This is a genomic window from Actinomadura nitritigenes (genome assembly GCF_017573545.1).
Lineage (GTDB): Bacteria > Actinomycetota > Actinomycetes > Streptosporangiales > Streptosporangiaceae > Spirillospora > Spirillospora nitritigenes.
On record NZ_JAGEOK010000054.1, the window covers coordinates 16977 to 38461 of the forward strand.

The 21485-nt window shown below is 69.7% G+C and carries 19 protein-coding genes and 1 pseudogene; 8 read left to right on the top strand and 12 right to left on the bottom strand.

What is annotated here, in order from left to right; all coding sequences use genetic code 11:
• Window positions 1-8 precede the first annotated feature (8 nt).
• From J4557_RS45880 to J4557_RS45905, 6 genes are all read right to left on the bottom strand, one after another.
• Complete coding sequence (locus tag J4557_RS45880) at window positions 9-2015, bottom strand: NPCBM/NEW2 domain-containing protein (RefSeq protein WP_208273707.1); 2007 nt, start codon at window positions 2013-2015, stop codon at window positions 9-11.
• Between the two features lie 10 nt (window positions 2016-2025).
• Window positions 2026-3516 (bottom strand): alkaline phosphatase D family protein, encoded by a 1491-nt coding sequence (locus J4557_RS45885; protein ID WP_208273709.1) that lies wholly within the window; start codon window positions 3514-3516, stop codon window positions 2026-2028.
• Between the two features lie 69 nt (window positions 3517-3585).
• Entirely contained in the window at window positions 3586-4863 is a 1278-nt protein-coding gene (locus J4557_RS45890; protein WP_208273711.1) for an ABC transporter substrate-binding protein, read from the bottom strand.
• A 48-nt stretch (window positions 4864-4911) separates the two neighbouring features.
• A complete protein-coding gene (locus J4557_RS45895; protein WP_208273713.1) occupies window positions 4912-5721 on the bottom strand; it encodes a carbohydrate ABC transporter permease in 810 nt (269 codons plus the stop codon).
• A 9-nt stretch (window positions 5722-5730) separates the two neighbouring features.
• Complete coding sequence (locus J4557_RS52040) at window positions 5731-6765, bottom strand: carbohydrate ABC transporter permease (protein ID WP_208273715.1); 1035 nt, start codon at window positions 6763-6765, stop codon at window positions 5731-5733.
• The gene (locus tag J4557_RS45905) at window positions 6762-8075 is read right to left on the bottom strand and encodes a glycoside hydrolase family 36 protein (protein WP_208273716.1); all 1314 of its coding nucleotides are present in this window, start codon (window positions 8073-8075) and stop codon (window positions 6762-6764) included. The genes J4557_RS52040 and J4557_RS45905 overlap by 4 nt, the downstream gene beginning before the upstream one ends.
• A gap of 161 nt (window positions 8076-8236) precedes the next feature.
• Between J4557_RS45905 and J4557_RS45910 the strand changes: the two genes are divergently transcribed.
• From J4557_RS45910 to J4557_RS45920, 3 genes are all read left to right on the top strand, one after another.
• Window positions 8237-9433, top strand: coding sequence for an ROK family transcriptional regulator (locus J4557_RS45910; RefSeq protein WP_243777412.1), 1197 nt, complete (start codon window positions 8237-8239; stop codon window positions 9431-9433).
• Between the two features lie 92 nt (window positions 9434-9525).
• Window positions 9526-9867 carry a transposase gene (locus J4557_RS45915; RefSeq protein WP_208273717.1) on the top strand — a complete coding sequence of 114 codons (342 nt, stop codon included), beginning with the start codon at window positions 9526-9528 and terminating at the stop codon, window positions 9865-9867.
• Complete coding sequence (locus tag J4557_RS45920) at window positions 9753-10247, top strand: transposase (protein WP_307800591.1); 495 nt, start codon at window positions 9753-9755, stop codon at window positions 10245-10247. The genes J4557_RS45915 and J4557_RS45920 overlap by 115 nt, the downstream gene beginning before the upstream one ends.
• Here the strand turns inward: J4557_RS45920 and J4557_RS45925 are convergent.
• Both J4557_RS45925 and J4557_RS45930 read right to left on the bottom strand, forming a co-directional pair.
• The gene (locus J4557_RS45925) at window positions 10157-10915 is read right to left on the bottom strand and encodes an alpha/beta fold hydrolase (RefSeq protein WP_208273720.1); all 759 of its coding nucleotides are present in this window, start codon (window positions 10913-10915) and stop codon (window positions 10157-10159) included. The two genes, J4557_RS45920 and J4557_RS45925, sit on opposite strands and share 91 nt — an antisense overlap.
• A 237-nt stretch (window positions 10916-11152) precedes the next feature.
• Window positions 11153-12064, bottom strand: coding sequence for a LysR family transcriptional regulator (locus tag J4557_RS45930; RefSeq protein WP_208273721.1), 912 nt, complete (start codon window positions 12062-12064; stop codon window positions 11153-11155).
• 97 nt (window positions 12065-12161) lie between these two features.
• On the opposite strand from J4557_RS45930, the gene J4557_RS45935 reads away from it, so the two are divergent.
• On the top strand, window positions 12162-13088 hold the full coding sequence (locus tag J4557_RS45935) for a zinc-binding dehydrogenase (RefSeq protein WP_208273722.1): 927 nt from the start codon (window positions 12162-12164) through the stop codon (window positions 13086-13088).
• A 430-nt stretch (window positions 13089-13518) separates the two neighbouring features.
• Here J4557_RS45935 and J4557_RS50490 read toward each other — a convergent pair.
• Window positions 13519-14115: pseudogene (locus J4557_RS50490) on the bottom strand (transposase); the annotation flags it as partial.
• A gap of 75 nt (window positions 14116-14190) precedes the next feature.
• On the bottom strand, window positions 14191-14808 hold the full coding sequence (locus J4557_RS45945) for a TetR/AcrR family transcriptional regulator (RefSeq protein WP_208273727.1): 618 nt from the start codon (window positions 14806-14808) through the stop codon (window positions 14191-14193).
• 82 nt (window positions 14809-14890) lie between these two features.
• On the opposite strand from J4557_RS45945, the gene J4557_RS45950 reads away from it, so the two are divergent.
• The 3 genes from J4557_RS45950 (at window position 14891) to J4557_RS45960 (ending at window position 18844) form a co-directional block, all read left to right on the top strand.
• Window positions 14891-15592, top strand: a complete 702-nt coding sequence (locus J4557_RS45950) for an NAD(P)-dependent oxidoreductase (protein ID WP_307800592.1) — start codon at window positions 14891-14893, stop codon at window positions 15590-15592.
• Window positions 15593-15692: 100 nt separating this feature from the next.
• Window positions 15693-16424 (top strand): response regulator, encoded by a 732-nt coding sequence (locus tag J4557_RS45955; protein ID WP_208273728.1) that lies wholly within the window; start codon window positions 15693-15695, stop codon window positions 16422-16424.
• Between the two features lie 221 nt (window positions 16425-16645).
• Window positions 16646-18844: an MMPL family transporter gene (locus tag J4557_RS45960; protein ID WP_208273729.1), complete on the top strand. Its 2199-nt coding sequence runs from the start codon at window positions 16646-16648 to the stop codon at window positions 18842-18844.
• 316 nt (window positions 18845-19160) lie between these two features.
• Here the strand turns inward: J4557_RS45960 and J4557_RS45965 are convergent, their stop codons facing one another.
• Entirely contained in the window at window positions 19161-19685 is a 525-nt protein-coding gene (locus J4557_RS45965; RefSeq protein ID WP_208273730.1) for a hypothetical protein, read from the bottom strand.
• Between the two features lie 413 nt (window positions 19686-20098).
• Between J4557_RS45965 and J4557_RS45970 the strand changes: the two genes are divergently transcribed.
• Window positions 20099-20245: a hypothetical protein gene (locus J4557_RS45970; RefSeq protein ID WP_208273731.1), complete on the top strand. Its 147-nt coding sequence runs from the start codon at window positions 20099-20101 to the stop codon at window positions 20243-20245.
• Window positions 20246-20444: 199 nt separating this feature from the next.
• Here the strand turns inward: J4557_RS45970 and J4557_RS45975 are convergent, their stop codons facing one another.
• A complete protein-coding gene (locus J4557_RS45975; protein WP_208273732.1) occupies window positions 20445-21440 on the bottom strand; it encodes a zinc-dependent alcohol dehydrogenase family protein in 996 nt (331 codons plus the stop codon).
• Between the last annotated feature and the right edge of the window lie 45 nt (window positions 21441-21485).

The following is a 21485-nucleotide window of genomic DNA, read 5'->3' on the forward strand; positions in this document are numbered from 1 at the left end:
TGCCCCCGTCAGTCGCAGGTGATCTTCGCGTCGGCGAAGTCGGTGTGATCGAAATAGGCGTTGTCGCCGCCGTTGGTGGCGACCAGGCGGATGTACCTGGCCCCCTTGACGGACGCGGTGACCTTCCGAGGCGGGCTGTCGCCGGTGAGGACGCCGGTGCGGGCGGCCAACTCCCCGTCGGCCCACACCTGGAAGTCCGCCGAGCCGCGGAAGGCCCCGGGCGCGTCGACCTCGTCGTCGATCCCGGCATAGAACTCGACGGTCGTGCAGCGTCCGGCCGTGTAGTAGCCGATCTCGGCGGGGGCCTGCGCGCCGAGTCCCTTGGCGTACCGGACGCTACCGATGGTGAGCGGATGCCCGTCGCCGGCGGCGGCGTTGCCGCCGCTCATGTCCTTCTCGACCGGGCCGAGGTGGTTCACCGTCGTCGCCCACGGCACGTCACTGAGGTAGGTCGTACCGGAGCCGGGGGCGGTCGCCACATGGACGACTGCGCTCCCGTCGAGTCCGCCCCTCCAGCGGTCGGAGGTGACTTTCCCGGTCAAGGGATAGTCGCGCTGCGCGGCTCCAGCGGGCGGAGTGATCGTCCATCGGGTGGTGAACGCCGCCCCCGGCGCCAGCCTCTCGGAGGTGGACGGGGTCACCGCCTTCGCCTTCCAGCCCTCGGGCACGGTCAGCGAGACGGCGACGTTCCGTACCGGTGCGGTGCCCCCGGTGTTGGTCACCCGCGTCAGCAGCGAGTCGTCCTTGCCGGGCTCGACGGTGGTGGGCCGGGTCTCTCCGAGGACGGTGGCGGGGTCGATCTCGTAGGTCGGCAACGGCGCGGACGGATCCCGCCGCGTGCTGACGCGGTACATGACGGTGCCGTGCGCGGGCACCGCCGCGGAGATGTCCCCCGTGGTGCTCCAGACGGTCCCGGTCCAGAGGTCTTCCACGCGGTAGCGAGACGCGGCGGGCAGTTTCAGTTCGCTCGCGGTGGTGGAGATCGTCTTCTCCCGGTCGCTCTCGTTGTAGAGGGCGACGGCCGTGTCGCCGCCCGCCAGCGGCCGGGACAGGACGTGGTACCAGCCGTCGGTGCGGGCGAAGGCTGCCGGCTGGCCGAGCGGGTCCTGGTCGACCGCCACCACCCGAGGGTTGGCGACGATCGCGGCGGGTGCCTTGGCCGGAGCCGCCTGCAGGATCAGCGGGGCGGCGGCCATCGCCCACAGGCTGACCTGCGTGCGGTACTCGGTGTCGGTCATGCCGCCGAGCCCCGCCTGCAAAAGGTCCGGGTCGGCGTAGCTGTGCGGGCCGGCGTACTGCAGGCGCAGCATCGCGGTCTCCCAGATCCCGAGCATGCCGGCGTAGGAGTCTGAGATCGGCTTGGTGACGAGGTTCGTCCGCCAGGTGGTCGAGAGCTGCCCGCCCCAAAGCCACGGAACGCTGTTGCCGTCCTCGTTGTTCATGGCAAAGGCGATCCCGTCGCCGAGCGCCTCGCGCATGCGCAAGTAGAGCTTCTGGGCGATGGCCTGGGAGTTCTGTCCAGGGAACTCGGCGGTCGGGATCGAGCAGTAGTCGTACTTGACGTAGTCGACGCCCCATTGCCTGGCGAGCGCGCCGTCGTCGGCCTCATGTCCGTAGGAGCCGGGGCCGCCGCCGACGCACGTCTTGGTGCCCGCGGACAGGTTGAGACCGAACTTCAGGCCCGCGGCGTGGACGGCGTCGACCAGCGCCTTCATCCCGTCGGGGAAGCGGCCGGGGTCGGCGGCCAGCCGTCCGGAGGAGTCACGCTTCCCGGCTTCCCAGCAGTCATCGATGATCACGTAGCGGTAACCTGCGGCCTTGAGCGCCGCCAGGCCGGTGGCCGCCTGGCGCACCGAGGCGTCGGCGACCGAGCAGCCGAGGGCCCGGCTGCTCCAGCCCATCGGCGGAGTGTCGATGGCGGGCGGCGCCGCCGAGCGGGCCATCGCGCCGGACTGCGGCACGGTGGACATGGCGAGGAGCACCGCCGCTAGGGCGGCGGTCACGCGTCTGCGCATGATCGTCCTGTCAGGCCGGGTGGAGGCTCGGGTCGCCCGGCTCGATGGCGAACGAGCCGGAGGTGTAGGCGAGCGCGTAAGGCTGGGTCACGACGGGAAGCGATCGGAAGTCGACCTTCATCTCCCGTCCGGAGATGACGCTGCGGACATAGCCTCGCCGCCCGTTGAAGAACTTGACGTGCGGGTTCTCGGCGAGCAGCTGCGCGGTGTTCGGGTATTCGTCCAGGCCGTTGCCCGCAGACGTGACCGACGTGCTCACGAGTTCGACCGCCACGGACTTGGACTCGGGGTCCTGGTAATCGCGCTTGACCTCGCCCGCCCAGTGCGAATGCACGTCACCGGTGAGGACGACCCCGTTGCGCTTGTTGTCGTCGATCGCCGCGGCCACGCGGTTGCGGCTGGCGGTGTAGCCGTCCCAGCCCTCGTTGGAGTAGCCCTTCGCCTCGCCGTTCGTCCAGTCCATCTCCATGAAGAAGACCTGCTGGACCAGCAGGTCCCAGGTGGCGCCGGACTCTTTCAGCTGACCGGCGAGCCAGGCCTCCTGCTCCTGGCCGAGGATGGTGCGGTTCGGAGCGAGGCGTTCGGTGCAGTCGGGGCCGATCGTCCCGGACTTGCCGTCGTTGCAGGCGTAGAGGTCGCGGTACTGGCGGGTGTCGAGCATGTGGAGGTTGGCGACCGATCCCCACCGCACCGTGCGGTACAGGTGGAGCGCCGCGCCGACGGGCTTCTGCGCGCGGCGCAGCGGCATGTTCTCGTAGAACGCCTGGAACGCGGCGGCCCGTCTGGGCAGGAACGGCGGGTCGGGCTGTTCGGGCACGTCGCCCGCCCAGGCGTTCTCTACGTCGTGGTCGTCGAAGACGGTGACCCACGGCGCGATCGCGTGCGCGAGCTGCAGCTCCGGATCGGTCTTGTGCTGGGTGTGCCGCAGCCGGTACCCGGCGAGGTCGAAGCATTCGCCGCCCGCCTGATCGCGCACCGGGTACTTGTAGTCGCCGTACTCGTAGATGTAGTCGCCCAGGAAGGCGATGAGATCCGGATGGTCCTCCGCCATCCTCCGGTAGGCCGTGAACCAGCCGACCTGGTAGTCGGCGCACGAGGTGAAGGAGAGGCTGAGGGCGCGGCCGCTCGTGCCGGGCGCCGGCGCGGTGAGCGTCCGGCCCACCGGTGACACCTGCCCCGCGGCCTTGAAGCGATAGAAGTACTCGGCGCCGGGCCGCAGGCCGTCGAGTTCGACGTGCACGCTGTGCGCGGACTCTGAGCGCGCGACCTGCGTGCCCCGCCGGACGACCTTGCGGAACCGCTCGTCCTCGGCGACCTGCCAGTCGACGGGGACGGGACGGTGCGGCATGCCGCCGAGACCGTCGGGGGCCAGCGGATCGGCGGCGAGACGGGTCCACAGGACGACGCCGTCGGGGGACGGTTCTCCGGAGGCGACGCCGAGCCGGAACACATCGCCTAGAGGGGTGCGGCGGGCCGCCGCGCGCACGGGTGGGACACCCATTGCGGCGGCGATGCCCAGGCTTGCACCCCCGGCGAGAAGGGAACGCCGGGTGATCATGAGGCTCCTCGACTACTTGACCAGCGCGTCGCCGTCGCGGACGGCCTGGTCGGCGGCCTCCTGCGGGGTGAGCTTGCCGAGATACATGTCGTTGAAGGTCTGGTTGAGCTTGTTCTCGAACGCGGTGAAGCCGGTCGTGACGGGCAGGTTGAACGTGGCGCCCCGGGACTCCTCGAGGAAGGGCGAGACGTCCAGGCCCTTCTGCTTCCAGTAGTCGACGTAGCCCTGGGAGAGGCCGTTCAGCGCGGGGAAGACGTAGCCGCCGTCCGCCATGATCTTCTGGGCCTCGGGACCGGAGAGGAAGCGGGCCAGCTTCATCGCCGCCTCCTTGTGCGGGCTCCTGGCGTAGACGGCCTCAGAGAGCCCGTTGATGTTCACCACGCGTCCGACCGGACCCGCGGGCATCGGCGCGATGCCGATCTTGAAGTTCGCGCCGGGGGCCACGAAGGGCAGCAGCGCGTTGTTGGCGGGGAACATCGCCACCCGGCCCTGCTTGAACATCTCGTTGATCTTGTCGCTGGGCGGGTTGGTCTGCGCGGCGGGCGGCGCCACGTGGTACTTGTTCACCAGGTCGACGCCGAACTGCAGGGCCTGCACCGAGGCCGCGTCGTTGAAGGCGTACTTGCCGAACGGCTTGTCGACCAGCTTGCCGCCGTTGGAGCTCACCCAGTTCATCCACTGGGTCTGGTAGTGGTTCCAGGACGCGAAGCCGTACTGCTTCACCTTTCCGGCGTCGAATCCCGGCTGGTCGGGGTGCTTGCCGTTGTCGTCGACCGTCAGCTTGCGCGCGGTCTCCAGCAGGGTCCCCGAGCCGTCGGGCGTCCAGGTGAGCTTGTCCGGCATCGTCACGCCGGCCTTCTTGAACAGGTCCTCGTTGTAGAGGAGGCCGACGATGCCGAAGTCCTTCGGCACGCCGTACAGCTTGCCTTTGTAGGTGTAGGACTGCACGACGTTGGCGTTGTACCTGCCGGTGTCGAGCTTGAGAGTGCTCAGATCGGCCAGGACCCCCTTGGTGACGAACCCGGGGAACTGCGAGGTCTGCATCCAGAAGACGTCGGGCGCCGTGCCGGCGACCGCGTCGGCCGTCATCTTCGTCCAATACTGGTCGTAGGGAAGCTGTTCGATCTTCACGTGGACGCCGGGGTCGGCCTTCTCGAAGGCGGCCATCACCTTCTGGTAGCCGGCCTTCTGCTGGTCGTCCCAGAGGCGGTAGGTGAGCGTGACGGAGCCTCCGGAGTCGCCGGAGCCGCCGCAGGCCGTCGCGGTGGGCAGGAGTGCGGCGCCGAGCACGGCCGCGATCGTACGGATTCGGGGGGATGTCATTGCGGCTGACCTCTTCTACTTGAGGCCGGTGAGGACCACCGAGCGGACGATGTATCTCTGGAAGGCGACGAACACCGCGACCATGGGCACCAGGGCGATCAGGGCGGCGGCGGTCATCTGGTTGGGGTCGACGCCGATGGAGCCCTTCAGCCCGGCGATCCCCACCGTGACGACCCTGGTGTCCTCACCGCTGGTGATGATCAGCGGCCACATGAAGTTGTTCCAGGACGAGATGACGGTGATGATCGCGAGCGTGCCGAGGGCGGGCCGCGACAGCGGCAGGACGATGCGCAGCAGGATGGTGAGCGGCCCGGCGCCGTCGATGCGCGCCGCGTCCTCCAGCCCGGCGGGCAGGGCGCGGAAGAACTGCCGCATCAGGAAGATCCCGTACGGCGTGCCGAGCAGGTACGGCGCGAGCAGCCCCCACCAGGTGTTGACCAGGTGCAGCTCGCGCATGATCAGGAAGAGCGGGATCATGGTGACCGCGCTGGGCACCATCATCGTGGCCACGTACAGCCAGAAAAGCACGTCGCGGCCGCGGAACCGCAGCCGCGCGAACGCGTAGGCGGCGAAGGTGGTGAACACCAGCTGCCCGGCGGTCAGCGCGGCCGTCATCAGCACCGTGTTGCCGAGGTAGCCGGCGAAGCCCGAGTGCAGCACCCGGTCGAGGTTGGCGAAGGTGGGCGGCAGCCCGGGCTCCCACGGCTCGGTGCTGCTGAGCTGCCGCGGCGTCTTCAGCGCGGTCAGCGCGACCAGGAGGTAGGGGAAGACGGAGACGAAGGCGCCGGCGACCAGCGTGGCGTAGAGCGCGGTGCGCTTGACCATGGTCCCTCCTCAGCTCAGGTCGTAGGTGGTGCGCTTGGCGAAGAACCGGACCTGGGCGAGCGTCACCGCGAGGATGAGCAGGAACAGCAGCGCGGCCAGCGTCGAGGCGTAGCCGAAGTCGAACTGCCGGAAGGCCGTCTCGTAGATCCTGAAGTTGAGCACCTCCGTACTGCCGCTCGGCCCGCCGTCGGTCATCGCGTAGACGGTGTCGAAGATCTGGAACGCTCCGACCAGGTTCGTCACGGTGACGAAGAACGTCGTCGGGTTCAGCAGCGGCAGGGTGATCTGGAAGAACCGCTGGACCGGGCTCGCACCGTCGGTGGCCGCCGCGTCGTACAGCTCCTGCGGGATGCCCTGCAGCCCGGCCAGGAAGAACAGCATGGTGTAGCCGCTGTACTGCCAGACGTTGACCAGCGCGACGGACGGCAGCGCCCACGAGGGGTCGGTCAGCCAGTCCGGCCCGCTCACCCCGGCGACACCGAGCAGCTTGTTCAGCGCGCCGTCCCGCGGATCGAAGATCCAGGTCCACACCAGGCCCATCACGATCGGTGTGGCCATCCACGGCACGACGAACAGCGCGCGGTAGAACGCCACGCCCTTGACCCGCTGGTTGAGCAGCAGCGCCAGCAGCAGGCCGAGAACGGTCTGCGCCGGGATGCTCAGCAGCACGAACAGGACGGTCACCCACACCGAGTGCCACGTCCCGCCGTCCCCGGCGAGCCGCCGGTAGTTCGCCAGGCCGGCGAAGGACGGGCTGGACAGCAGCTCCCAGTGGAACAGGCTCAGCCCGAGCACGATGAGCAGGGGCAGCAGCAGGAAGGCGAACACTCCGAACAGGCTCGGAGCGACGAACAGGTAGGCGTACCAGTTCCTGTGCCGCAGGCGACGGCGCGGACCGGTCCCTCGTCCGAGCACTGGACGGCCGCGGGCCGGCTCTGCGGCCGACCCGGGGACCAGGGCGGACTCGGAGACGGCGGCCCGGTCGGACTCGGTGCCGCTTGCCGCATCGGCCCGTCCCGGCAGGTGACCCGCGCTGCTCGTCACGACGGCTCCGTCCGTGTCGGGACCATGAGCCGTCGGGTCGTCTCCAGGCCCCACGCATCCAGCGCGACGATCGGATCGCCGGATCCGCGCAGCCCGCCCCCTGCCTCGATGTGCTCGGCCCACTGCTCGCGCGCCTCGACCTCCGGGCGGGCCATGATGCAGTCGGGGTCGTTAACCCACCAGCGGGCGTGCAGGAACTCGCGTGCGGCTCCGGTGAGCCGGGCACCGAGCTGCGACGGCTGGCTGAGGTCGCCCGCCTTCGGCAGCACCCGGGGCGCGGTGTCGGGGCTGACGCGCATGATGTCGGCCAGGCCGATGCTCGGCAGCATGGGCGCACCGCAGGCGTGCAGCCCGGCGTCCGGGCCGATGGCGGTGCGGATCAGTTCGAGGCCCCGCCGGTAGGCGGCGATCGAGCCGATGTCCTCGTGCCGGCGCCCGGGCAGCGCCCCTGCGTAGAGGTAGTCGAGCTTGAAGTGACTCACACCCAGCGCCCGGAACTGCGTGAAGACTCCGGCCAGGTGAGCTGCGGCGTCGGGATGGGTGACGTCCAGGACCGCGAGGTCCTGATCCCACATCACGCCCGCGTGCGCGTCACCGACGAGCCAGTCGGGATGGTCCCGGAAGGTTCGGCTGCGCCGACCGACGAGGAATGGCGCCACCCAGATGCCCGCGCGCCGGCCCGACTCCAGGATGGCGCCGACCGACCGTTCCAGCGAACCGAAGCCGGGGCGGAGATCCAGCCAGTCGCCGATCTCGGCCTCGTAACCGTCGTCGATGAGGAACATGTCGGCCTCGATGCCGTGCCGCCCGGCGAGGGCCAGGTTGTCGAGAATGTCGGCATCGGTGACCTTGTCCCAGTAGCCGTACCAGGAGCACCACATCGGTGGCACGGCCGGGAAGTGGTCCGTGACATGACCCTCGGCGATGCTCTCCGCCCACCACCGCAACGCGGTGTCGAGACCGCCGTCGACCACATGGCGCGTGACGGGGCCGTCGGACGACACGACCAGCCGGTCGCCGGCCTCGCGGGCCCTGACGGAGGGCACCTCCCCCGGGCCGGGCCCCGCGAAGACCGAGACCGGGGCACCGTCACCGGGATCGACCGCCAGCAGCCCCTCGCCCTGGAACGCCCCGGCCGGAACGGGCGTCTCCGGGCGATAGCAGATGGTCTGCACGTTGTCGTCCGCGGGACGCGGCGGCGTCTCGCCGAGCCGGTAAGCGCCGGTCGGGCTCCACGACTGCCAGCCGAACTCGAAAACCCGCGTCCGGGGCGAGAGACGGGTGATCTCTCCGACATCGGTGAACGGCATCGGATGCTCTCACTTCCAGGAGAGTTATAGAGGAGACCATCATTAGTACACTGACCGGAGGTGGATGGCAACGGGTACTTTGCGCACGGCTTGCGCCCGACCTAGGCTGACCCCGTGGGTCGTTGCCGAGTTCACTCCTGGATTTCGAAGGGAACCTTCTGATGTCGACGATGCCGCCGATGGGCGGCGACCTGTCCCGGTTGCGGCAGCTCAACGCGCTCACCGTGATAAAGACACTGCGCGGGGCCGAGGCGGCGACCTTGTCCGCGCTGGCCGACCGCACCGGGCTGTCGCGGCCCTCCACCAAGGAGGTCATCGACGAGCTGAGCGCCATGGGATGGGTGGAGGAGATCCCCCCGGCGTCCGGCACGATGGGCCGACCGGCCCGGCGCTACCGGTTCCGCGCCGACGGCGGGCACCTTATGGGCCTCGACATCGGCGCTTACCACATCCGCGCCGCCCTCGCCGACCTCGACGGCAACGTCCTCGCCGAGACGCGCCGGCCAGCGCACCCCGACGCGCCACTCGAGGACCGGCTGGCGGCGATCGAGCAGGCTGCCGCCGCCTGCCTCGGCCTGAGCGGGCTGACGATGACCGACCTGTGGACGGTGGCGGTCGGCACCACCGGGCTCGTCAACGCCGAAGGCCGGGTCATCATGTCGGCCTCGATCCCGGCCTGGCGCGACCTCGACCTCGAAGGCCTGCTCGGCAAGATGTTCCCCTGCCGGGTGCTGGTCGAGAACGACAGCCGGCTCGCCGCCCTGGCCGAGACCAGGCGCGGCGTGGCCCGCGACGCCAGGGACGTGGTCTTCCTGCACATCGGGCGCCGCATGGGCACCGGCCTGATCATCGACGGCAGGCTCCACCGCGGCTTCGGGGCGGCCGCGGGCGAGATCGTCATGCTCCCGGAGGCAGGCTGGCGGGACGGGCCGGAGGACCTCAACAACTCCGCGATCGTCCCCGAGGGCCTACCGCCCGAGGACGCCGCCGGATTCACCCTGGCCGCCGCCCGCGACGGCGATCCGACGGCCCAGGATGCCGTCGCGCGCTTCGCCGACAAACTCGCGATCGGCACCGCCGCCGCGGTACTGCTCCTCGATCCGGAGATCGTGGTGCTCGGCGGGGGCTTCTCCCGCTCCGCGGACGTCCTGTTGCCGCCCCTGCGCTCCCGCCTCGAACGGGTCTGCCTGCGCATGCCGAAGCTCAGCGGATCCATGCTCGGCGACGAGTGCGTCGTACTCGGCGCCATCGACTACGCGATCGAGCACCTCGACCAGCTCTTCTTCGCGCCCGACGCCCCCGCCCTGCGCCCCCCGGTGCGCCCGGCGACCTCCTCGATGGGACCCAACCCTGCCTGAACCTCCGTCGACACGGTCAGCTTGCGGGCAACTCGGCGTGAGCAGCTTCGGTATCGGACTCGAGTTCTGAGACTGTGGCATCCGATCTGGCGTTGAGGTTGGTTCCGGACGAGTTGTGGGAACTGATCGCCTCGTTGATTCCGCGGTTCGCCCCGCGCGGCCAGGGTGGCGGGACCAGGCCGGTCGAGGATCGGGCGGTGTTCACCGCGATCGTGTACGTGCTGACCAGCGGGTGTGCCTGGCGGCACCTGCCGGCCGAGTTCGGTGTCTCACCGGCCACGGCGCATCGCCGGTTCACCGCCTGGACCCGGGCCGGGCTGTGGCCCCGGCTGCACCGGGCGATGCTGGACGAGCTCGGAGCCAAGGGTCAGATCGACTGGGCTGCGGCGATCGTGGACGCCGCCGCCGTCCGGGCGAAAAAGGGGGATCGCTGACCGGCCCCAATCCGGTCGATCGGGCCAAGAGAGGCAGCAAACTCCACGTGCTGTCCGACGCCGCCGGGCTGCCGCTGGTGGTCGGTCTCTCGGCGGCCAACACCGCCGGCATCGAGGCGTTCAAGCCTTTGTTCATGGCCTTGCCGCTGATCCGCTCCCGGCGCGGACCGCGCCGCCGCCGACCGGACAAGGCCCGCGCGGACAAGGGATACGACTCGGCTGAACTGCGCGCCTGGCTGCGCCGCCGCGGTGTCACGCCGCGCATCGCGCCTCACCCTCGCCGCCACGCTCACCTGCTGGAAGAAGCTTGCCACGTGACGCTCTTGCGCAGGAAGGCCTCAAGCTGTTCGGCGAAGCCCGGTGCTGCGGCGACGAAGTGACCAGCGCCCGGATGCACGCTGCGCTCGCCACCGAGCACATCCGCCAGAGCGTCGCAGATCCGCTCGAGCGCGGCCGCGTGGTCTCCGGACGCGACGAGCACTGGGACGCCGGCGTCACGGATCGCGTCGAGCTGTGGGTGCGCCTGACTGGTCGGCCGACCACCCTGCGCCCGCCGAACACCGGCGACCACGTTCTCGGGGAGCGGGCCGTCACCGACGGGCGCGCCCGCGAGACGGAGGAACTCGCGCAACTCGGCCGGGTCCATGTCCATCCCGTGGGTGAGGACCGCATCGCCGATGCGATCGAGCCGCGCCACCTCGGGATCGTCAGGGACAAGGTAGTGGAGCGGCGGCTCGATCAGGGTGAGCGAGCGCACGCTGCCCGGCGCGGCGGCGGCCGCGATCAACGCCCCGAGGGCGCCGTAGGAGTGGGCGACAACGTGCGGGCGGCCGACGAGCAGCGGCGCCAAGTCCAGGGCGTCCACCTCGAAGTCCTGACACTCCTGCGGTGGTGGACTCGGCGGATAGCCACGGCGATGGACATATGCCAGCGTCCACCGATCGGCCAGCGGAGCCAAAGCGCCCCACGTCGTCCGCGGGCCGGCACCGCCATGCACAAGCAGGACCTCGGGCCCAAAGCCATCACGCACCACCACGATCTCGCCCACGCGGCGAGCATAGCGACGCACCGTGAGACACGGCGCAAGGAGCAGCACCTTCACAGCACCACGTGAGACACGCTCTAAGCGATGGGACCGAGTGTTGCCCACGGCCCCGCCCGCGGAGGCCAGTGAGCCGGTCACCGGACGGCACTGAAAGGAATCTTGTGGTACCTGGTCACCGACCTGCCCGACGTGTGCGGCAACGGGAAGACCGGTCCGCATCGAGTGGACCGTCAGCGCGAATCAGCCCACCGGCGGCCGGCCGGTGAGTTCCTCGGCACAGGCGTCGAGCAGGATGCGCGCAGCAGGACGCGGCTGCTCCGCGGTGACCAGTGAAGTCGTGATGCGCAGCCCATCGTCATCGAGAGGCCGGACGGCGACACGCCGGGTTGAAACTATTCTCGCCGTTGTCCGGTGCAGCACCGTCCATGAATCGGCAGAGAAACCTATCTCCACCAAAGTGTCCTGTAGATTGGTAAAAGGATGATCGAGTCGCGGATCGAAACCGGCTGCGCGGCAGGAGGTCAGCACCTTGTCGACGAATGTCGCGTTGGCGTCACGGGGCACCAGCCGGAGCGGCATGTCACGCAGCTCGCGCAGGCTCAAACGGGGTTCGGCGGCGAGCCGGTGCCCCGCCGGTAGCACGGCTACAAGGCCGTCCTCCCACATTGGCCGCAGCCGGACCCCGGGGCTGGGCGCAGCCGACCTGATCAGAGCGGCATCCAAAGCGCCGTCACGCACGCGCTCCAACCGCTCGCGCGGGGTCGCCTGTACGAGACTCATCCTGGCGTCGGACACCCGGCGGGCGAACAGCTCCAGCAGCACGTCCAGCCGTTCGCCCAGTACGTCGGCGGTGCCAAGGCGCAAGACATGCCGGCCGTCATCGCGGACCGCTGCTGCCGCGCGATCGATCGCGGACATGATCCCACGGGCCTCGGGGACGAGCCGCGCTCCGGCCACGGTCAGCCGCACCTGACGCGAGGTCCGGTCGAACAGTTTGACCCCGAGACTGCGCTCGAGCCGCTGGATCTGCTGACTGACCGACGGCTGCACCACGTGAAGACGATCGGCTGCGCGCCCGAAATGCAGTTCCTCGGCAAGCGCGAGAAAGAACTCCAACTGCCGGAGATCCATCATCAACTCCCCCTCATCCATCAAGGCCGGTGATCGCAGCGATAGCACAATAATACTTGATGAGAACATCGAATCTGATTAATTTGAACCGACCTACATTCTCTCATGGAGGCCGGACATGCGTACAGTTATCAACACCCCCGGAGATATCGCGCCTACTCGCTTCGGGGAGGTCGAGGAGCCGAAGCCGGAAGCCGCCGAGGCACTGGTCGCGATCCGGGCGTTTTCCGTCAACCGGGGCGAGCTCGCCTTGTTGAAGTCCCGCCCGGAGGGGTGGCGGCCCGGTCAGGACATCGCGGGCGTGGTCGTGGAGCCGGCGGCGGACGGCTCCGGCCCGTCCTCTGGCAGCCGGGTCGTCGGCCTCGTCGAGGGCGCGGGCTGGTCACAGTTCGCTGCGGTTCCCACCGAGCGCCTTGCGGTTCTTCCGGATTCGGTATCGATGGAGCAGGCGGCCACCCTTCCCATTGCCGGGCTGACCGCACTGCGCACTCTGCGGACCGGGGGGAACCTCTTGGGCCGGCGGGTGCTGATCACCGGGGCGAACGGTGCGGTAGGCCGGTTCCAGATCGAGCTCGCGGCCCGGAGTGCAGCACAGGTCACTGCCGTGACGACGCGTGCGGAAGAGGTCCGTCGGCAGTTGCAGGAACTCGGCGCCGAGGAGGTCGTGCCCGACATCGAGGTGGCCTCCGGCCTGTTCGACCTGATCCAGGAGTCGGTCGGCGGCACCGCTCTCACGGGCGCGATCAAGAAGATCGCGCCCGGGGGCACGATCGTCGTGCTGGGCTCCAGCTCCGGTGAGGCCGGCCGGGTGAGCGTGTACGACTTCATCGGGCACGAGGGCGCACGGATTCAGAACTACATGTCCTATGCTTCGACCGATCCGGTCGATCGCGACCTTCAGGTGCTAGCGGATCTGGTGGGCGAAGGGCGGCTGCGCCCGACGATCGGATTCAGCGACTGCTGGTCGGAGCTGAACACCGCCATCGAGCTGCTGGGCGACCGCAAGCTCAGCGGCGGGAAGGCGGTCCTGTCCATCCCCGACTGACGCAGCGGGACGCCAGAGCCCGAGGTTCCTGAGGCGATTGATCAGCCGTTTGACGGGGTCGTCTTCTTGTACCGCTGCTTGTCGAAGCCGGTCTGGCAGCCGCAGCCGAGTCGCGTCTACGGCGATCGGCGGCCCACCTGGGCGCCCCCGGAAGAGCGCAGGATGCCGCTGTGTTCCGGCGGGGATCTCCACCTCCTATCCCGGATCAGCTGCGTCGGGCTTGTTTGACGGCGCTCCTTCGCCTAGGGCCTGTTTCAAAGTTGATCAGAGCCATTCGTTGATGGCGGTGATGTGGACGGTGGCGGCCAGGTAGCGGACGGTGGGCTTGTCGAACCGGGCGGCGACCGCGTGATGGCGTTTGAGCCGGTTGATGCCGCACTGCACGGCGTGGCGCTCGCGGTGATCGACCGGATCGAACCCGGGCGGCCGGCCACCGCGGGCCCCGCGGCGCAGCCGGTGCCGGGTCGGCCGGTTCGGGGATCGTGGCCGCGATGCCCCGCCGCCGCAGGTGAGCCCGGCTCGCCCTGGAGGAGTACGCCTTGTCCCCGCGCACCCGTTCAGGCCGGGTGGCCGGGTGCCCGCCGCCGACGCGGGCGACCCGGATCCCGGCCATGACCGCCTCGAACTGGGAAGGATCGCCCCGCTGCCCGGCGGTGACCACCAGCGACAACGGCTTTCGGCCCTGTTCACAGACCAGGTGCAGCTTGGTCGACAGCCCGCCCCCGCGAACGTCCAAAGACGTGATCGTCGGGCTCGGTTGTCCTTCCCCCAGGCGGGTCGACCTGTTCGTCGCCGTGGCGGCGGGCTCCGGCCGCGTGCTGGTGGGCGCGCAGGACGGTGGAGTCCACCCCGCCCTGGCGGCGTTTGCGGCCGTAGTAGGTGCCCGGCACAGGTCTAGGACCCGGCAGACGGGCTCGACCCCGAAGCGGTCACGCAGCCGGTCGACCAGCATGACTACTTCGTCCGGGGCCGGCTGCCGCACGGCCCGGTCCTGAAGTTCCTGCGGGTATTTGCGTGGGGCTGCCATCGCGGTGATTCTCTGGCTCGGAGGACTTCATCGCACCCGGTGCGCTTCACTCACTGAAAGGCACGGGAACCAGGGTCAGTCGCCACTCGGCCTGAGCATCGCGGTGATCGCGGCATTGATCCGCTGCCGGGAGGGCAGGGGACGCTCGGTTCCCATGATCTGGTTCTGGGCGGTACGCAGGAAGCTGCTGCCGACCAGCATCATGGCCACGGCCTGCGCATCGCCGTCGGCCGCCAACCGGCCCGCGCGCTGCTCCCGTAGCAGGCAGGACGTCACCAGGTTGACGCCGCGGTGCGGGCCGAGATCGTGCTCGTCGAGGTAGTCGGCGAGGGCCTCGCGCAGTTCGACGTCGGACTGGGCGGCCATCAGGACCGGGAGGGACTGGTCCAGGAAGCCCTCGATCGCCCCGGTGAGCCGATCGAGCATGACCTCGGGGTCGGGGTCGTCGAACCCCGTGGTGCTCTGTTCCCTCAACGGGTCCAACCCCGCCTGGAAGGCCGCGCGCAGCAGGCCGACCCGGTCGTTGAAGTGATAGAAGATGCTGGCTTCCGACACCCCGGCCCGCTGGGCGACCTCGGGGGTGGTGAACCGGGCCACGCCCTGTTCCCGCAGGAGTTCCAGGGTCGCCCTGAGGATCGCCTCACGTGCGCCCGTTGACGGCCGCCCCCGGCGCTTCGGCGTCTGCGTGGTCATGGCGCTGCCATGCTAGCCCACCCACTCCTCAGGGCCCTCCCGCGCGGCATATATACTGAGTTTCAACTCAGTAATTCGATCCGTGAGCCGCCCCGGGAAGGTCGTGGCGCGGTTCTCCGGGCAGAAGGCGGGAGACGCCGTGAACATCACCATCCTTGGAGCCACCGGAGGGACCGGCACGCAGGCGGTGCGCCAGGCGCTGGACGCCGGCCACCAGGTGACCGCCGTGGTGAGGGACCCGAGCCGCCTCGACGTGCCGCCGCGCGAGGCGCTCGACGTCGTGACCGCCGATGTCACCGAACCGCGGCAGCTGCGTCCACTGCTCGAAGGACGGGACGCGGCGCTGTCGGGACTGGGGCCCAAGAGCCGCAAGCAGACGGGGATCGCCTCCGCCGGCACCCGCGCCCTGGTGGAAGCCGCCGCCGGCACCGGCATGCGCAGGTTGATCGCGATCAGTGCGATGCCCGTCGGGGGCCCGATCGAGGGCGACTCGTTGCTGCTGCGCAGGGTCCTGCGCCCGATGCTCCACGCGTTGCTCCGGGACGCGTACGCCGACCTCGCCGCAATGGAGGCCCTGCTGGCCGCCAGCGACCTGGAGTGGACGGTGCTGCGCGCTCCGCGCCTCACCGACGGGCCGCGGACGCAGCGGCTCCGCACGAAGACGGGAGGGAGCCTTCCGGGCGCCGGGACGATCTCCCGCGCCGACCTCGCCTACGCCATGCTCGAAGCGGTCACCGACCGCACGATGCTCCGCCAGGTCGTCGGCGTGGCATCCGCCCGGTGATGCGCAGGCGGCCGCTCCGACGTGTTCCATCCCATAATCCGAACACCACTGTTCGGGTTTACACTGGGCGGCACTCCGTACTCGGCCGTCGCGAGAGGAGATGAGGGCACGCGGTGGACAGCGGCGAACGGGCAGGCCGGACGGCCCCGCGGTGACCGTCCGCGTGGTGCTGGCCGATGACCAGTCCCTTGTACGGGCCGGTTTCCGGGTGATCGTGAACTCGGCCCCCGACCTGATGGTCGTGGGAGAGGCCGCGAACGGCCGGGAAGCGGTCGAGCTGACCCGGGCGACGAAACCGGACGTCGTGTTGATGGACGTCCGAATGCCCGAAGTGGACGGGTTGGCCGCCGCGGGCCAGATCACCGCCGACAAGGCCCTGGCCGCCACACGGATCCTCGTGCTCACCACTTTCGAAATGGACGAGTACGTGTTCGCGGCCCTGCGCGCCGGCGCGAGCGGATTCCTCGGAAAAGGAGCGGAACCAGAGGAACTGCAGAGAGCGATCCGAGCCGTCGCCCGGGGCGACGCGTTGCTCTCTCCAGCGGCAACGCGCGGCCTCATCACCCGCTTTCTCGCCGGCCCCGCCTTCGAGCCCTCCGAGCACGCGCGGAAACGGCTCGCCGAACTGACCGGCCGGGAGCGCGATGTACTCGTCCAGGTCGCCGCCGGACGGACCAACGAGGAGATCGCCGATCGACTGGGCATCAGCCCGGCCACCGCCAAGACCCACGTGAACCACGCCATGACCAAGCTGCGCGCCCGTGACCGGGCGCAACTGGTCGTCATCGCGTACGAGACGGGGCTGGCGCGCCCACCCGGACTCCTGCCCTGATCGCCATCGATCCCTTTTTGCTTACTGCGCGTCACCGTTCCAGCCGCACCGTATTTTCGCATGCCATCTGTTATTCGAGCTTCTTTGCCGAAAGGCTACTCATGCAGTACGAGGGCGGAGAACTACCGCAACCGCGGTAGTCCGGGACCCTTCGTCGGACGGACGAATCCACACCGGCCGCGAGCTCACACTGGAGTTTCCAACGAACATAGGAGCTCACATTGTCGGCTCTCGCACGCTGGTGTTATCGACATCGGCTCGTCGTCGTCCTTCTCTGGCTGGGCGCCCTCGCCTTGATCGGTGTCACCTCGAACGTGATGGGGTCGGCCTACAAGGACACGTTCTCCGTTCCCGGAACCGAGTCCACCGAGGCCGTCGATCTGCTGAGGACGTCACTTCCCGCGCAGTCGGGGGACAGCGCCACGCTCGTCTGGCAGACGGCCGGCAGCGGCGATGTCCGGGACGGCGCGGTCCGGGGGCGGATGACCGCGACGATGGAACGGATCGCCGGGCTGCCGTCCGTCGCGTCCGTGACCAGCCCCTACAGCGCGGCCGGGAAACGGCAGGTCAGCGGTGACGGCCGCATCGCCTACGCGCAGGTCACCTTCACCCGGCTGTCGAACGAGCTGCCGAAGGCGGATGTGCAGCACGTGGTGGACACCGCGAAGAGTGCGCGGACCGCGGGCCTGCGCGTCGAGGTCGGAGGCGGGACGATCAGCCGGGTCGAGGAGACTCCCCCGGGCAGCAGCGAACTGGTGGGCGTCGCCGCCGCCGCGATCGTGCTGTTCGTCGCCTTCGGCTCGCTGTTCGCCATGCTCGTCCCGATCCTGACCGCGGTCGCCGGGGTGGGAACCGGGCTCATGACCGTGGGCATGCTCACCCACACGATGACCATCGGGGAGGTCGGCCCCATCCTGGGCGCCTTGATCGGGCTCGGTGTGGGCATCGACTACGCCCTCTTCATCGTCACCCGGCACCGGGCGGGGCTGAAGTCGGGTATGCCGGTCGAGGACTCGGTGGTGAGGGCGATCGACACCTCGGGACGGGCGGTGTTGTTCGCCGGCGGCACGGTGGTGATCGCGCTGCTCGGGCTGTTCGTGCTCGGGATGGGCTTCCTCGACGGGCTGGCGGTCGCCTCGGCCACCACGGTCGTGGCCACCGTCCTGGCCGCGGTCACCCTGCTCCCCGCGCTGCTCGGCCTCCTCGGGATGCGGTCGCTGAGCCGCCGCGAGAGGCGGCGCCTGGCGGGCACCGCCGCAGCGGGCGGTCCGGCCGGGAAGGCGGGCGTGTGGCAGCGCTGGGCACGCATGGTGGAGCGGCGGCCCGGGATGCTGTCGGCCGTCGCGGTCGTGCTCGTCGGTGTGCTGTCCGTGCCGGTGCTGTCCCTGCGCCTGGGCTCGTCCGACGCGGGGAACAATCCCGCGTCGACGACGTCCAGGCAGGCGTACGACCTGCTCGCGGACGGGTTCGGGCCCGGCTTCAACGGGCCGCTGGAACTGGTCGCCAGGACCCCCGCGCCGGCGGATCGGCAGGCGCTCGGACGACTGGTCTCGGCCGTCGCCCGCACGAAGGGCGTGGCGGGGGTCGCGGCGATGCCGATGCCGCCGGGCTCGGCGGTCGGCGTCGTCCAGGTGATCCCGACGACGTCGCCGCAGTCGAAGCAGACCTCCGACCTGATCGGGCGGTTGCGCCACGACGTCGTCCCGGCGGCGGAGAAGGGCACCACGCTGAGGGTCTACGTCGGCGGCCAGACCGCGATGTTCGACGACTTCGCCGACGTCCTGGCCGGAAAGCTGCCGCTCTTCCTCGGCGTGATCATCACTCTGGGCTTCATCCTGCTGCTCGCCGCGTTCCGCAGCCTGCTGGTGCCGGTCATCGCGGCGGTGATGAACGTGCTGGCCGCGGGAGCCTCGTTCGGCGTGGTCGTCGCCTTCTTCCAGTGGGGCTGGGGCGTCTCGCCGCTCGGCCTCGGCTCCTCCGGGCCGGTGGAGTCGTTCCTGCCGGTGATCATGCTGTCCATCCTGTTCGGGCTGTCGATGGACTACCAGGTGTTCCTCGTCAGCCGCATGCACGAGGAGTGGTTGCGCAGCCGCGACAACCGGCGGGCCGTGAACGTCGGGCAGGCCGAGACGGGCCGGGTCATCACCGCGGCGGCCACGATCATGATCGCGGTGTTCGCGGCGTTCGCCGCCGGCGGTCAGCGGGTCATCGCGGAGTTCGGCATCGGCCTGGCGGCCGCGGTCGCCCTGGACGCCTTCATCCTGCGGACGGTCCTCGTTCCCGCCGCCATGCATCTGCTCGGCCGCGCCAACTGGTGGGTCCCCCGATGGCTGGACCGGCGCCTGCCGCACCTGTCGGTCGAGCCCGCGGACGATCCGCCCCCCGTCCACGAGCCGCGCCTCGAACCCAGCGCTCGCTGAGAAGATCCCCCGGCCCGCCGGGTCGGCGTCCCGGTTCCGATCCAGGACGCCGACCCGGGCGAGGAGTCCAAGCCGCACCCGTGCTCGCGGCGGCACCGGATCGCATGCCCGACCTTCTCGGGGCTCACGGCAGTGCGGCCGCGCGGGCCTCACGGGTGAGGGCAGGACCCGCGCAAGACGGCGAACCCCGGCCAGCAGGGGCCGTACGAGAGACGGTGACGCCGTCGACGCGGAACATCTCGTCCCAACGGTCGGCGCGAGCCCGTGCCCGGTCGAGCCGGCCGCCGGTGAGTGCCCGGCCTCGGCAAGGGGCGAATCACGGTGTCCGGCGGTCAGATCCAGGGTGCGCTGGCCGGGTGGAGCGGGTGCTGATGATCTCCAGTGCCGGCCCGAAGATGCTGGAGACCCAATCCGGAGCCACGAGCAGACCCAGCGCTACCTGTCCGCCAGGTACGTCGTGGCCCGTGCTCCAGCCGAGCCAGTTCATGACCTGAGCACCCATCAGAAGTTCGGTGTGAGGCCGACCACGTTCACGGAGTTCGCCCGCCGCCATGCAGGTGTGTTCCGCGGCGAGGAGACGGTTTCCAACGCGTCGAAATTCGGCTGGCGATCCTAGCTCCATGGAGTCGTTGAGGGCCTGCGGAAAGTACTCATAGGCCTCGTCGAAGTCGATCGGCCACCTGGCCATCCGCCGCGGATCCACCGCGGAAAGAAGCGCAGTCATAATGGGTGCGTCGCCTTCGGGGCAGGGCACGAGCAAGTCGATCCGGCGACGCAACGTCCCGCTCGTCGGCGTTGGAATAGCCGCCCAGATGCTGTCCGGAGCCGAGATCGCGACCATCGAGGGCTTCCTCGGAGGGGGCCGGCGGGCTGGCTTTCACCCCCGACGGCAAGACCCTGGCCGCCCCGACCGGCGACACCTTGCGGAGGCATTGAGACCCGCGTCCGGCCTTGCTGGCCGTGAGCCGCTGACCGCGCCGGAATCGGTTCGAGGTGAGGACGACGCAAGCCCCCTCACCTCGAACCGGCATGTCTTTGCGAGCGCGTGTGCAGGTCAGTGACCGCGTCACAGTCCTGCGGACCAGCAGTGCGGATGCGCAGCGGAGAAGCACTCGTGATCCATACAACAGAGGCTCTGCGAGACCGACATCGGCGTACTGTACGTCGGCGACGAGGCGGAGAAGCAGGCGTGGCTGCTCGGTGAGCCGGAACGCTTCTTCGCCACACCCGCCTACGACCGGATCCCCTCTGGTCATGCTGGGGCTCGACAGAGTGGACCTCGACCATCTGAAAGAGCTCATCACCGATGCCTGGCGCATGCGTGCGCCGGATACGCTCGTCGGTGACCTCGACGCCGCGGTCGATCAGCCCAGCACAGATCCCGAATGGTGTTCAGCGTAGTTCGACTTCGATGCCATGTTCCGTGAGCGTTCCAGGAGCGTTTGGAGGGTATTCGACCTCCCTATGGACCGCCAATTCATTCCGCCTCTACGAGAACTTGCCCTCTCCCCTGCCCGTCCTCTTCGTTCTACGCGTCCCCTGGCTCCGCCACGCTCGTCCCGGCGGCGGCCGTGGTGGAGCCGGGGACGTCCGGCGTCCTCTAACGCTCGACCGTCAGGACGATCTTGCCGAACTGGGTGTTGGACTCCAGGTGGCGGTGGGCCTCGACGACGTCGTCCAGGGTGAAGACGCGGTCGATCACGGGGGCCAGGGAACCGGCGCGGAGGCCGGCGTCGATGAAGTGCCTGGCGCGGTGCAGGCGGGAGGCGTCGAGGGTGAGCTCGGTGAAGGCGTAGGTGCGGATGTTGCGGCCCTGGAAGTCGGGTGCCAGGGGCATCGGCGCGGGAGTGGGGTCCAGCCAGCCGTAGAACAGCAGGTTGCCGTCCGGCACGACGGTCTGGACGAGGGTATTGACCGCGGGCCCCATGATGGCGTCGACGGCCAGCCGGACGCCCCGGCCGTCGGTCACGGCGTGGACCTCCTTGACAAGGTCGTCCTCTTCGGTGGCGATGACGTGGGCGGCGCCGGCGTCCTGGAGTCGCTGCTTCTTGGCGCTGGTGCGGGTGGTGGCGATGGGCACGGCACCGATGTGGTTGGCGACCTGGATGGCCGCCAGCCCGGCACTGCTGGACGCGGCGTTGATGAGCACGGTGTCGCCGGGACGGACGCCGCCGAACTCCACCAGGAGGCCGTAGGCGGTGGTGTAGGACATCCAGGTCGCGGCGCCGGTCACCGCGTCGACCCCGTCGGGACGGCGCACGAGGGCGTGTGCGGGCAGGATCGCCGACTCACCGTAGGTGCCGTACTCGGTCATCAGGAAACGGGGCACCGTGCTGACCGCGTCGCCGAGGGCGAAGTCCTCGACGCCTTCGCCGACGGCCTCCACAACGCCGGCGGCCTCATATCCGAGCTGGGACGCGGGAAAGTCGGGCGGATAGATATAGGTGCCGGACCGGAAAAGCGCCTCCGCCCGGTTCAGGCCGATCGCGTCGACGCGGACGCGGACCTCGCCCTTTCCGGGGTCGCAGAGGTCGATCTCCTTCAGGCGGAGCACCTCGGGCCCGCCGAGTTCGTCGAAAAGCACGGTCTTGGTCATGGTGAGCTCCCTCAGTCGGCACCCGCGTCGCAGCGGGTGGATGCT